The following is a 12,646-nucleotide window of genomic DNA, read 5'->3' on the forward strand; positions in this document are numbered from 1 at the left end:
GCTCAGCCGACGTGGACGGCCGGGCGGCGGCGGCGGTCGGGTTCGGCCTCGCGCAGGACCTCGCGGGTGACGGGGGCGATCTCGCCCTGGCCGAACAGGAAGAACCGCAGGAACTGGGCGAAGGGGTTGCCCTCGGTCCACTCGAAGTAGATGTGCGGCTGCTGTCCGGTCAGGTCGCGCACCTGGAGCAGCAGCGCGGCCAGCGCGTTGGGCACGCTGGAGCTCTGCAGCGCCAGCACCCGGTAGCGGTCGTGCAGCACCTCGCCGTGCACGGTCAGTTCGGCCTCGAAGTCGGACGGGTCGAGCACGGTGACCTCGACGAAGACCAGGTCGTCCTCGGCCGGGATGTCGTTGTCGGCGCGGATCTGGCGGAGCTTGTCGCGGTACTCGGCGAGGTCCCGGCTGTTCGGCTCGTTGGCGATCAGGCGCAGCGGGCGGTGGGTGTAGTCGCGGACGAAGCGCTCCGCGGTCTCGTCCAGCGCCACGCCCGTGACGCGCAGTTCGAAGGAGCGCTTGAGCCGGGACAGGAAGGAGACCAGCACGATCCCCCCGATGAAGCAGGCACCGATCTTGACGCCGTCCGGCCGCTCGGCGATGTTGACGGCCGTGGTGTAGAGGAAGACGCCGGAGATCACGGCGAAGCCGACCGTCCAGCGCCGCTGCTCGGCCTTGTGCGCGGCGATGGTGACGGCGATCGCGGCCGAGCTGATCAGCACCAGCACGCCGGTCGCGTACGCGCCGCCCTGGGCGTCGACGTTCGCGTTGAAGATCCACGTGACCAGGAAGGCGATCAGGGTGAGGACGATCACCAGCGGCCGTACCGCGCGGGCCCAGTGCGGTGCCATGCCGTAGCGCGGCAGGTAGCGGGGCATCAGGTTGAGCATGCCGGCCATCGCGGAGGCGCCGGCGAACCAGAGGATGGCGATGGTGGACAGGTCGTAGACGGTTCCGAAGCTGCTGCCCAGGTACTCGTGGGCGAGGTAGGCCAGGGCGCGCCCGTTGGCCTGGCCGCCGGTCTTGAAGGCGTCGGCGGGGATCAGCACGGTCGTGATGAAGCTGGTCGCGATCAGGAAGACGCTCATGATGACGGCCGCGGTGGTGAGCAGCTTGCGGGCGTCGCGGATCCGGCCGACCGGGTCGGCCTCGGTGTCGTCCGGCTCGCCCTTGATGTGCGGCATCACGGCGACGCCGGTCTCGAAGCCGGAGAGGCCGAGTGCGAGCTTCGGGAAGACGGTCAGGGCTACGCCGACCATCGCGATCACGTTGCCGTGCTCGGCGGTCAGCGCGTCCGACCAGTCGGTGACCACGTGCGGCGACTTCAGCACGTGCCACAGACCGTTGGCCACCACGACCACGTTGAGCGCCAGGTAGACGGCGACCAGGACGACGGCGACCCCGATCGCCTCGCCGAAGCCCCGGAGGAACACCGCGCCGAGCAGGGCGATCAGGACCAGCGTGACCAGCATCTGCTTTCCGCTGAGGGCGCTGTGCACGTGCGGGTTCTCGACCAGGTGCGCGGCGCCGTCGGCGGCCGACAGGGTGATGGTGATCATGAAGTCGGTGGCGGCGAAGCCCAGCAGGGTCAGCACGAAGAGCTTGCCCTGCCAGAACGAGAGCAGCCGCTCCAGCATCGCGATGGAGCCCTCGCCGTGCGGGCTCTCGCGGGCCACCCGCCGGTAGACGGGGAGGGCTCCGAGCAGGGTGACGATCACCAGGACGATCGTCGCCACGGGCGAGAGCAGGCCGGCCGCCAACGCCGCGATGCCCGGCTGGTAGCCGAGGGTCGAGAAGTAGTCCACACCGGTCAGGCACATGACCCGCCACCAGGACTGGCCCTCGTGCTCCGGTGCCTGCGCGTGCGGTCCGGGGTGCTGCTTGGCCATGTCGGACAGGCCTTCCAGCATCCACGCCCGGAACCTCGTGCCCCGCGTCGGAGGAGCCATCCCCGGTTCGACCGATCCCGACGACGCCACGTACACCCCTGTCCACGATCTCGGCCGGCCGCACCGCGGCTGCCGGGCCCCCTTGGCCGCCGGACGGCGGGCCTGGTCAGGCTAGGCGGGGTGGGCGCCGTCGCCGGGGAGCCACGGGGCGGACACGCCTGTGCTCCGCCCGAACGGCTCTCTGCGCCGGCGGGATCGGCTCGGCCGGGTCGGCCACCCGGCGCGGCGGTCGGGTCGTACCGCCCGAAAGGGGTAAGGATGTGCCGGCGCCTTGACGCGATCAGTTGACGCGGTCGACTCGGTGAGCGCACCGGCGCACCTAGCGACAAGCAACGACAGCGGGAGGACACGGTGGCGGAGCCGAGCCGGCGGGGGATTCTGGGCCTGGGTCTGATGGCGGCCGCCGCCACCTCGTGCGGCGCCCACCCGTCGGCCCACGCGCCCGCGCCCAGCCTCGACCACCCGGCCACCGCTCGCCCGGCCGGCGACGCCGGGAAACCCGACGAGCGCGCCCTGCCCGGCACGCCCGGCTGGGAGATCACCGACCCGGGCCCGGCCGACGCGATCGAGGGCTTCGCCGACCGGGTCAGCGTGCTGCCCGGCGAGCCCTTCGGCCTGCACGTGTCCACCGGCGCCCCCGCCTTCACCGTCTCCGCCTACCGGATGGGCTGGTACGGCGGGGCCCGCGCCCGCCTGGTCTGGCGGCGCGAGCACGTCCCCGGCACCCGGCAGGCCGCCCCGCAGGTGGACCGGGCCACCCGCACCGTGCTCACCGGCTGGCAGCGCACCCTGGCCGTGGACACCGCCGGCTGGCCCGAGGGCGCGTACCTGCTGCGCCTGGACGCCGAGGACGGCTCCGGCCGCCGCTACGTCCCGCTCACCGTCCGCTCCGCCGTCACGGCCGGCCGGACCGTCGTGATGAGCGCCCCGGCCACCTGGCAGGCCTACAACGAGTGGGGCGGCCACAGCCTCTACAACGGGCCGACCGGCACCCTGGCGACCCGCTCGCTGACGGTCGTCTTCGACCGGCCGTACGACTACGACCACGGCGCCGGGCTGTTCCTGGTGTACGAGGCGCCGCTGGTCGCGCTCGCCGAGAAGCTCGGGCTGGAGCTGGCGTACACCACCGGGATCGACGTGGCCCGCGAACCCGGCCTGCTCAAGGGCGCGAGCGCCGTCCTGTCCCTGGGCCACGACGAGTACTGGTCGCCCGAGCAGCGCGCCAACGTGGCGGCGGCCCGCGACGCCGGGACGAACCTGGCGGTGCTGGGTGCCAACTGCTGCTTCCGCCGGGTGCGTTTCGAGCCGACCGGGCTGGGCCCGGACCGCGCGGTGGTCTGCTACAAGGACGCCTGGGCGCAGGACCCGGGCCACCAGGCCGGCGCGCCGGCGACCACCGACTTCCGGGCCGGCCCGGGCGCGGACCCGGAGAGCGCGCTGCTGGGCGTCATCTACGACGGCTACCCGGTGGACGCCCCGTACGTGGTCACCTCGCCGGAGCACTGGCTCTTCGAGGGCACCGGCGTGACGGCCGGGGCGTCGTTCCCGCACCTGGTCGGCGTCGAGTACGACCGGGTCGACACCGGCTTCCCGACCCCGCGCCCGATCGAGGTCGTCGCGCACTCCCCCGTGGTCTGCGAGGGCCGCCGCTCGCACTCCGACACCGCCTACTACACGGTGCCGAGCGGCGCCGGGGTGTTCGCCAGCGGGACGATGCGCTGGGTGGAGGCCCTGGACGCGAACGGCCCCGGCGGCGGCAGGGCGGACCACGGGATCGACTCGCACGCCGGGGACCTGGTGCGCAGGGTCACCGAGAACGTGCTGCGCGCCTTCGCCGCCGGGCCGGCCGGGCGCACCCGCCCGGCCCGGGACAACCTCGCGGCGGTCTACGGCGCGTCCTGACCGGCACTCAACCGGTCACGGGGCGATCTCGCCCGGGAGCGGGGCGGCGAAGGTGTCCGCCGGGCCGAAGTTCGAGTACTGGTCCTTCGTCACGACCGTCTTGCCGTTGACCACCATCGACTGCACGCCGCGAACGCCCCGGCCGAGCCGGTCGATCCACAGCTCGCAGTCGACCCCGTCCACGCCCTGGGCCGCCATCCGCGCGGCGTTCGACGGGTCCGCCTCGCGCACCTGGTCCATCGTCAGCCGGCCGGCGAGGTGGAAGACCGGCAGGCCCAACTCGGTCTCCATGCCCTTGCGGGCGGCGGGACCGGTCTCCAGCAGGGCCTTGGCGTAGCCGGCGACCTGCTCGCCGTTCGCGTCGGCGCCCTCCCCGCTCTGCAGGTCCTTCGTCCACTTGGTCTCGCCCTTGGCCTTGTCCCGGTGGTAGCCGACGCCGTCCGCGGTCAGCGTCTCCATCCAGTTCAGCACCAGCGCTCCGCCCATGACGGTCTTGCCCTCGGTGCGGGCGCCGCGGGCCGGGGTGTAGTAGTTCATCCGGCCGGTGACGGTGATCCGCACCTGCTGGTCGCCCTCCCCGGTCTCGGAGACCAGGACGACGTTCGCGGCGTACGGCTCGCGGGAGCGGTGGGCTATCGCGACCGCCGGGTCGAACGCGCCGTCGGCACCGGCGGGCGCGCCGACCGCCGCGGCGGTCGCCGACGCGGTCGCGGTCGCGGACACCGAGGCCGAGGCCGATGCCGAGGCCGTCCCAACGGCGGCCGCCGGGGCGGAGCCGCCGGAGCCGCCGGAGCCGCAGCCGGTGAGGGCGGTCAGCGCGAGCGCCGTGGCGGCGAGGACCGGTACGGCGGTGGTGCGGCGGATGGTCAAGGAGGCTCCCCGGGGGTGTCGATCCGAACCGGGGAAGGTTGCCACACCCACACCTCGCAGTCGAACCGCCCTGCGACGGCCGCCCCCGTGGGGGGCCTGGCGGTACCCGTGGCGGGCGGGGGTGAAGCGCGCGGATACACTCACACGGTCTACTGGAGCGCAGGTCGTCGCGGACTACCGACCGGCCTGGCCGGGCAGCCGGCCGGAGAGGGCACGAGGGAAACAGAACATGGTCGAGGCCTCCCCCAAGGTCGTTGTCGTCGTCCCCACGTACAACGAACGGGAGAACCTTCCGGTCCTGGCGGGGCTCCTCGCGGACCTCCCGGTGCCCAACCTGCACCTGCTGGTGGTGGACGACAGCTCCCCGGACGGCACCGGCGAGGTCGCCGAGAAGCTGGCCGCGGAGGCCGGCGGCACGATCGGCGTGCTGCACCGCACCGAGAAGGACGGCCTCGGCCGCGCCTACCTGGCCGGCATGGCCCGGGCCCTGGACGAGGGCGCCGATGTCGTCGTCCAGATGGACGCCGACCTCTCGCACCCGGCCTCGGCGATACCGGCGATGGTGGACGCCCTGCTGACCGGCGACACCGCCGTGGTGCTCGGCTCCCGCTACGTGCCCGGCGGCTCGACGGCCGCCGAGTGGCCGTGGCACCGCAAGGCGCTCTCCGCCTGGGCCAACTTCTACGTCAACGCGATCCTCGGGCTGGGCGTGCGGGACGCGACCGCCGGGTTCAAGGCCTGGCGGGCGGACACCCTGCGGGCCATCGACCTGCCGAGCGTGCGGAGCAACGGCTACTCGTTCCAGGTCGAGATGAACTACCGCGCCGTCCGGCGCGGCATGACGATCCGCGAGGTGCCGATCCGCTTCGAGGAGCGGATCGAGGGCGCCTCGAAGATGAGCCTCGCCGTACAGGTCGAGTCGGCGCTGGCGCCGTGGAAGCTGCGCTTCGACCGCGGCGACCGGCGCGGCTGACCGGGCCGGGGGCCGGGCGACCCGGCCCCCCACAGCCGTCCGGACGCCGCTCGTCCGGGTAGTGCGCGGGCCGGGCGGCGGTGTGAACGGCGCCCGCGGGGAAAGAAGGGCCTCATGGCCCTCGTCCCGGAGTCGATCGTCCCGGAGTCCGTCACGGCCCTGGTCCGCCGGGGCGCCCGCGAGCCCTTCGTCGTCCAGACCGTGCGGGCGACGGTGGCCGCCACCCTCGCCTACGCCGTCGCGACCCGGCTCAGCAGCGAGCCCGCCCCGCTCACGGCGCCGCTGACGGCGCTGCTGGTCGTCCAGGTCACCGTCTACTCGACGCTCAAGACCAGCATCCGCCGGGTCAACTCGGTGGTGGTCGGGGTGCTGATCGCGATCGGCTTCAGCGCCGTGGTGGGGCTGTCCTGGTGGAGCCTCGGGCTGGTCATCCTGGCCTCGCTGGTGATCGGCCGGTTCGTCCGGGTCGAGGAGTTCGTCCAGGAGGTCGCGATCAGCGCGATGCTGATCCTGGGCGTCACCAAGCTCGCCTCGCAGGCCTGGGACCGGGTGCTGGAGACGCTGATCGGCGCCGCGGCCGGGCTGGTGTTCAACCTGGTGTTCGCCCCGCCGGTGTGGGTGGACACCGCCGGGGAGGCCGTCGAGGGGCTGGCCCGGCGGGCCCGGCAGCTGCTGCTGGACCTCGCCGAGGAGCTGGGCCGACCCATCCCGGTGGCCCGGGCCGCCGAGCGGCTGCACGAGGCGCGCCGGCTGGACCAGGCGATCGCGGAGGTGGACGCGGCGATGCGCCAGGCCGAGGACAGCCTGCGGTTCAATCCGCGGATCAGCGAGGGGCTGCTGTCCCGGCTGGTGCTGCGCACCGGGCTGGACACCCTGGAGATCTGCGTGGTGGTGATCCGGGTGCTGGCCCGGTCGCTGACCGACCTGGCGAAGCGGCGCGGGCCGGGCGAGCGGCTGTTCCCGCCGGACGTCGCGGTGGTCCTGGAGGAACTGTTCGCGCACGTGGGCGGGGCGATGGTGAGCTTCGCGGTGCTGGTCACCACCCAGGTCAGCCGGGACGCGGAGGAGGCGGAGCAGCGGCTGGCCGCCGAGCTGGCGGCGGCCTGGGCGTGCCGGGAGAACGTCGCCCAGGTGCTGCTGCGGAAGGTGCAGGAGCATCCGGAGGCGTGGCAGTTGCACGGGTCGATACTGGCCGAGGTGGACCGGATCCTGGACGAGCTGGACCTCGACCACCGCAGCCGGCGGCTGATGGAGGAGCTGGACCGGGCGTCGGTGGCGAGCCGGGAGCGGTTCTCCCGTTTCGCCCGGCTGCGCGGACTGCTCCGCGGCGAGCGGGGTGGCGGCGACGGAGAGCGCCCGGCGTCGGACGCCGGGCGCTGAGTCCGCAGGGGAACGCTCAGGGCATCAGCCAGGGCTGCTGCGGGAGCGGGTGGCCGGTCTCCAGGTAGGTCTTCAGGTTGGACAGCACCGCCGACCAGCCCTGCTCCGCGTCCAGCCGCGCGGCCTCGTCTGGCAGGTTCTGGTGGGTGACGGTGAGCCGGGTGAGGTCCTGCCAGTGCCGCAGCTCGAAGGTGACCCGGGACGGGCCGCCGGCCCGCTCCTCCTCGGGGCCGGCCCAGGTGGTGACCAGCCGGTGCGGGCGGTCGGCGGCCTCGACCAGGCCGATCACGTCGGCGATGCCGGAGTCGTCGGTCCGCTGGTGCTCCCAGGGGGTGCCGGGCAGCCAGGTGGAGACGTTGCGGTGGCCCCAGTACAGGCCGGACTCGTCGGCGTTGGTGAGGGCGTGCCAGACCCGCTCGGGGGTGGCGCGCAGGTAGACGATGCTGCGGTGGGTGAGTGCGGCCACGACGGCTCAGCCCTCGGCCGCGTCGAGCAGCGGCTGGATCTCGATCTTCCGCATCCGCATCATCGCGGCGAACACGCGTGCGGCCTTCTCCCGGTCCTCGCCGCCGACCAGGTCGAGCAGGATCCGCGGGGTGATCTGCCAGGAGAGGCCGTAGCGGTCCTTGAGCCAGCCGCACTGGCTCTCCTCGCCGCCGTCCGCGGTGAGCTTGGCCCACAGGTCGTCGACCTGCTGCTGGTCGTCGCACTCCACCAGGAGCGAGACGGCCTCGTTGAAGTGGAACACCGGGCCGCCGTTGAGGGCGACGTACTCGCGGCCGAGGAGCTCGAACGAGACGGTCATGACCGAGCCGGGCTCGCCCGGGCCGCTCTCGCCCGCGCCGGTGTCGGGGTAGCGGGCGACCTGGGTGATCCGGGAGTCGGGGAACAGCGAGGTGTAGAAGGTGGCGGCCTCTTCGGCCTGTCCGTCGAACCAGAGGAAGGTGGCGATCTTCTGCATGGGCAGACCGTAGCGCCGGGGTCCGACAGTGCGGCCCCGCCACGGCCGGGGGTCACCGGATCGGCGCCCCCGGCCGGTTGACGCGGCGTCGGCCGAGCCGGAGGGCTCAGTGCACCCAGCCCGCGTAGCGCTGGGCGAAGCGCAGGCCGGTGTGCGCGGTGACGGTGACGTCGTAGCGGCCCTGCTTGTCCAGCGGCCAGGACAGTTCGGTCTGCTTGCCGGGCTTGACCCAGACCGTCCGCGCGGTGCCCGCGAAGTCGTTGGGCGCGGCGGTGAAGGCGACGTCGGTCAGGCCGTCGTTGGCGACCTGGAGGGTGAGCCGCAGGTTGCCCCGCAGGTCGGCGGTGACGATCGGCACGCCGACGTCGTTCTGGCCGTCCTGCCCGTCGCGCACGACGGTGCCGGCGAAGCGGCGGACGAAGCCGTCCGGGCCGTGCACGCTGAAGTCGTAGCGGCCGGAGGTGTCGGCGGCGTTCCAGACGTAGCGGGCGGTCGCGCCGGGGGCGACGGTGTACGGGGTGCCGACGAAGGGCAGCGCGATGTTGGGGTAGACGGTGTACGGGAAGGCGACCGAGCCGTCGTTGCTCATCGTGCAGGTGACCTTGCCGGTCCTGCGGTCCACCTCGACGTCGGCCCAGGGCTGGTACGGCAGGGGGCGGTGCGGGCGCTCGCCGCGCTCCTGGACGGGCATCGACTGGGCGCCGGCGGCCGGCAGGGCGACGCCGGGCAGCTTGGTGCCCGCGTCGGCCCTGGCCATCAGGGCGTTGGTGTCGGGCAGGGACGGGATCGAGTGGTCCGGGGCGGCGAAGTCGAAGCAGCTGGTGAGGTCGCCGCAGACCGCCCGGCGCCAGGCGGAGATGTTCGGCTCGGCGACCCCGGTGACCAGCTCCATGAAGCGCAGCACCGACGTGTGGTCGAAGACCTGGGAGTTGACCCAGCCGCCGCGCGACCAGGGCGAGGCCACCCAGAGCGGGACGCGGTTGCCGAGGCCGATGGCGCGGCCGTGGGTGAACTCCTCGGGGGTGCCGGGCTCGGGGGTGGGCGGGACCATGTGGTCGAAGTAGCCGTCGTTCTCGTCGTACATGACCAGGAAGACGGTGTGCTGCCAGACCTCCGAGTTGGACATCAGCGACTGCAGCGCCTGGTTGACCCAGTGCGCGCCGTAGGCGGGGCCGGCCTCGGGGTGCTCGGAGAACAGGTAGGGCGCGACCAGCCAGGAGATCGTCGGCAGGGTGCCGTCCTTGCAGTGGCGGTCGAAGTCGGCGGGGTCGAACTTCGTCATCGCGTTGACGTAGCGCGGGTCGTCGTGCGAGAAGGCGTGGAACTGCTTGAAGTAGGAGAGCGCGTTGTCGTCGTAGTCGCCGGTGCGGTCGTCCTTGCTGGGGTTGTGGTAGACGCGCCACGAGACGCCGGCCGCCTGCAGGCGCTCGGCGTAGGTGGTCCAGTCGGCGACCGGGTTGTCGGTGACCGGCGTGTTGTCGATCCACGGGCCGGTGGTGCCGTCGCGGCCGGGGCCGGCGGTGCCGGTCCACAGGTAGAGGCGGTTGGGGTCGGTGGGCCCGGCGAGCGAGGTGAAGTAGGCGTCGCAGAGGGTGAAGGCGTCGGCGAGGGCGTACTGGTAGGGGATGTCCTCGCGGGTGAAGTAGCCCATGGTGCGCTCGCCCTTGGCGGCGACCCACTTGTTCATCGCGCCGTCGTTGATGGCCTGGTGGCCGGTCGCCCAGTCGTGGGCGAGGCCGCCGGCGTTCTGCGCGTTGTACTTCGAGGTGTCCATCCGGTAGGGCAGCATCACGCCGCCGTCGCTGCGCCGGCTGTCGGGCTGGCGGAACACGTCGGTGCCGTCCGGGAACCGGAGGGCCTGCTTGTCGCCGAAGCCGCGCACGCCGTTCAGCGTGCCGAAGTAGTGGTCGAAGGAACGGTTCTCCTGCATCAGGACGACGACGTGCTTGACGTCCTTGATGGTGCCGGTGGGCTCGGCCTCCGGGCGGGCGGCCGCGGCGGGGGTGGCGGCGAGGCCGGTCAGGGCGGTGGCGCCGGCGGCCGCGGTGGCGCCGACGAAGGTGCGGCGGGAGAGCTCGGGCATCTCGGACCGGCCTTTCAGAGCTGGAAGGTGGCGACGGCGGCGGCGGTGTCGGAGGGCCACTGGTTGGCGGCCGTGTTCGGCTCGGGCTGCGGCCAGTCGGCGACGAGCGTGTGCGCCTCGACGAGCTTCAGCGGGCCGGCGTACTGAACGGCGTCGATGCGGTCCTGCGGCTCCGGGCGGTCGCCGCGCCGCTTGCGGGTCGGCGACCAGGTGTTCCCGGGCGCCTTGGCCGGGTCGGGGTGCTCCTCGCGGAAGGCGTCGGTCAGCCCGGCGTCCTGGAGTGCCCTGGTGACCGGCCAGTTCAGCGGGCCGACGCCCTGGTGCGCGGCGGCGGTGGCGGCCGTCCAGTCCAGGTGGGAGGGCGAGGAGAGGGCTCCGGCCAGGACCACCGGCAGGTGCCGGGCGAGGTCCGCGCGGACGGCGGCGGCCAGGGCGGTGGCCTGCCGGAAGCGCAGCGAGGCCCGCTCGGCGGCCTCCACCTGCGCGGCGCCCTGCCCGTCCTGGACGGCGTACGGGCCGTAGCCGGCCTCGTCGAGGTGGGCGGCCCAGAACCGGACGGCGCGGCCGCCCGGCAGCTGCAGGGTGGCCGCGGCGGCGGGCAGTTCGGCGGTCGCCGGGGTGACGTCGGCGAGCGGGTGGCGGCTGAGGATGCCGACGCTGCCGGGGCTCTGGTAGGCGTACCAGCCGAGCGCGTCGGCCAGGGTCTTCGCGCGCTCGCCGGCGGTCTCCTGGAGGGCGAGCGCGTCCAGGCCCTGGGCGAGGACGACGCGCAGCTGCTTCTCCAGGGCGTCGGTGAAGCCGGCGCCGGCCTCGTGCAGGTTCCAGCTCGCGACCTTGAGGCGCGGCGGGGCGGCCGGGTCGGCGACCGGGACGAGGACGGTGACGGTGTCGGTGGCGCCCGCGCCGTCCTTGACGCCGACGACGACGAGTTCCGGGTTCGCGCCGGCGGCGGGGGCGGTGCCGGTGAGGGTGCCGTCCGGGCTGACGGCGGCCCAGGCCGCGCCGCCGAGCTTGCGGTAGGTCGCGGAGCCGGGCGGGTTGCCGGCCGGGCGGGACCACAGGCCGCCGAGTTTGACGGTCACGCGCGCGCCGGGGGCGACGGGGGCGGTGGTGAGGGCGTCCACGGCGGCGTGCGGGCGGATCACGGCGGGCTTCGGCCGGAAGCTGAACGGCGCGCTCCGGGCGAGGACGCCGTAGCCGTCCTTGGCCAGCAGGTAGGCGGTGTACGGGCCGCCGGTCAGCGCGGAGGTGTCGAGCTGGACGTCGCCGGAGGGGTCGGGGGTGTACTTCCACAGCAGCGAGGAGCCGGTGCCGGGTTGGCGGCTGCCGTCGTAGATGCCGACCCAGTTCTTGGCGTCGGGGGCGTCGGTGGTCCAGTGGAAGGTGAGCCGGTCGCCTTCGACGGGGTTGGCGGAGCTGGTGAGGGTCAGGGCGCTGCCTGCGGCCACGGTTGTCCTGTCCGCCGCCCGGGGCCCGGTCCGCCGGGGGGACGGCGCCGGGGCCGCGCGCGGCTGGTCACGGAGGCTGGGAGGAGGGAGCACCGCAGTTGGCTGTACAACTACGGGCGGGCCTCATTCATCCGAAGGCCAGCGACCGGGGAGTGAACGGTGCGTGACGGAGCGTCGGGCGGTTCGCGAACTCCACGGCGCGGGGCGGGACGTGACGACGACGAGCGGGGCGTCCGGCGGCGGAAGGGGCGGGCACGGCGAAGGGCCGCGACGGAGGACTCCGTCGCGGCCCTTCGGGCGGTTCCGTCAGGCCAGGGCCAGGAACAGCTTCTCCAGCTCGGCCTCGCTCATCGGCGGGGCGTCCTCGTCGGCGGCGGCCAGGCACTGGCGCATCCCGCTGGCGACGATCTTGAACCCGGCCCGGTCCAGTGCCCGCGACACGGCGGCGAGCTGGGTGACCACGTCCTTGCAGTCACGGCCCGCCTCGATCATCGCGATCACACCGGCCAACTGGCCCTGCGCACGGCGCAGCCGGTTCAGGACCGCGCCGACCGACTCCTCGTCCACCTGCATCCCGGGCCGCCTTTCGCCTCGACTCTCCGGCGACCAGTGTACCCCGCGGGGTATCCGTTCCGGGCCGGAGCCCGGCTCAGCGGCGGGCCAGGCGGCGCTCGCCGCCGGCGCCGGTCGCGTACGGCAGCTCGTAGTGCGCGAACACGGCCGGCTCGTCCCCGGCGGGCAGGACGTCGTCGGTGCCGATCGCCGGCGCCTGCCGGACCAGGTTGCGCGGGTAGGCGACCCGCAGGTAGCCGGGGCCCGCCACGGCGCCGAGCAGCGGGACGAACGCCAGGCGGCGGCGGGTGAGCACACCGACCGTCACGGTGGCGAAGAACGGCTCGTCGCTGGCCGTCTCGACGTAGACGGACTCCAGCGTGCCGATCCGGCGGTCCTTCTCGTCGACCACCGGCTGGCCGCGCCACTCCCGGATGTCTGCCATCGCGATCGCCACGGGCCCGACCTCCTGCCTGCCGCCGGTCCTGCGCCGGCCCTCCCATCCTGCGCCGCTCCGGGCGCGGACGCGCGGCG

General features: G+C 73.8%; 11 protein-coding genes. 3 read left to right on the top strand and 8 right to left on the bottom strand.

Annotated elements, in window-relative coordinates; genetic code table 11:
* Positions 1–2: 2 nt before the first annotated feature.
* Complete coding sequence (locus tag AB2U05_RS00810; RefSeq protein WP_369182093.1) at positions 3–1,943, bottom strand: amino acid transporter; 1,941 nt, start codon at positions 1,941–1,943, stop codon at positions 3–5.
* 393 nt (positions 1,944–2,336) lie between these two features.
* Between AB2U05_RS00810 and AB2U05_RS00815 the strand changes: the two genes are divergently transcribed.
* A complete protein-coding gene (locus AB2U05_RS00815) occupies positions 2,337–3,845 on the top strand; it encodes a N,N-dimethylformamidase beta subunit family domain-containing protein (RefSeq protein WP_369185870.1) in 1,509 nt (502 codons plus the stop codon).
* 15 nt (positions 3,846–3,860) lie between these two features.
* Here AB2U05_RS00815 and AB2U05_RS00820 read toward each other — a convergent pair whose 3' ends face one another.
* Positions 3,861–4,715, bottom strand: a complete 855-nt coding sequence (locus AB2U05_RS00820; protein ID WP_369182094.1) for a hypothetical protein — start codon at positions 4,713–4,715, stop codon at positions 3,861–3,863.
* A gap of 229 nt (positions 4,716–4,944) precedes the next feature.
* Between AB2U05_RS00820 and AB2U05_RS00825 the strand changes: the two genes are divergently transcribed.
* Together AB2U05_RS00825 and AB2U05_RS00830 are read left to right on the top strand one after the other, a co-directional pair.
* Positions 4,945–5,688 (top strand): polyprenol monophosphomannose synthase, encoded by a 744-nt coding sequence (locus tag AB2U05_RS00825; protein WP_045699638.1) that lies wholly within the window; start codon positions 4,945–4,947, stop codon positions 5,686–5,688.
* 114 nt (positions 5,689–5,802) lie between these two features.
* Positions 5,803–7,068, top strand: a complete 1,266-nt coding sequence (locus AB2U05_RS00830; RefSeq protein ID WP_045699636.1) for an aromatic acid exporter family protein — start codon at positions 5,803–5,805, stop codon at positions 7,066–7,068.
* Between the two features lie 16 nt (positions 7,069–7,084).
* On the opposite strand, the gene AB2U05_RS00835 is transcribed toward AB2U05_RS00830, so the two are convergent.
* The 6 genes from AB2U05_RS00835 to AB2U05_RS00860 all read right to left on the bottom strand — a co-directional run bounded on the left by AB2U05_RS00835 (position 7,085) and on the right by AB2U05_RS00860 (position 12,557).
* On the bottom strand, positions 7,085–7,534 hold the full coding sequence (locus AB2U05_RS00835; RefSeq protein WP_045699634.1) for an SRPBCC family protein: 450 nt from the start codon (positions 7,532–7,534) through the stop codon (positions 7,085–7,087).
* Between the two features lie 6 nt (positions 7,535–7,540).
* The gene (locus AB2U05_RS00840; protein WP_369182095.1) at positions 7,541–8,029 is read right to left on the bottom strand and encodes a VOC family protein; all 489 of its coding nucleotides are present in this window, start codon (positions 8,027–8,029) and stop codon (positions 7,541–7,543) included.
* 106 nt (positions 8,030–8,135) lie between these two features.
* Positions 8,136–10,112 carry a phosphocholine-specific phospholipase C gene (locus AB2U05_RS00845; RefSeq protein WP_369182096.1) on the bottom strand — a complete coding sequence of 659 codons (1,977 nt, stop codon included), beginning with the start codon at positions 10,110–10,112 and terminating at the stop codon, positions 8,136–8,138.
* 14 nt (positions 10,113–10,126) lie between these two features.
* Positions 10,127–11,560, bottom strand: a complete 1,434-nt coding sequence (locus AB2U05_RS00850; protein WP_045711707.1) for an endonuclease/exonuclease/phosphatase family protein — start codon at positions 11,558–11,560, stop codon at positions 10,127–10,129.
* 306 nt (positions 11,561–11,866) lie between these two features.
* Positions 11,867–12,133: a metal-sensitive transcriptional regulator gene (locus AB2U05_RS00855; protein ID WP_045699629.1), complete on the bottom strand. Its 267-nt coding sequence runs from the start codon at positions 12,131–12,133 to the stop codon at positions 11,867–11,869.
* A gap of 76 nt (positions 12,134–12,209) precedes the next feature.
* Positions 12,210–12,557: a PRC-barrel domain-containing protein gene (locus AB2U05_RS00860; protein ID WP_045699704.1), complete on the bottom strand. Its 348-nt coding sequence runs from the start codon at positions 12,555–12,557 to the stop codon at positions 12,210–12,212.
* Positions 12,558–12,646: the final 89 nt, after the last annotated feature.

The organism is Streptomyces sp. Y1 (genome assembly GCF_041053115.1).
GTDB lineage: Bacteria > Actinomycetota > Actinomycetes > Streptomycetales > Streptomycetaceae > Kitasatospora > Kitasatospora rubellomurina.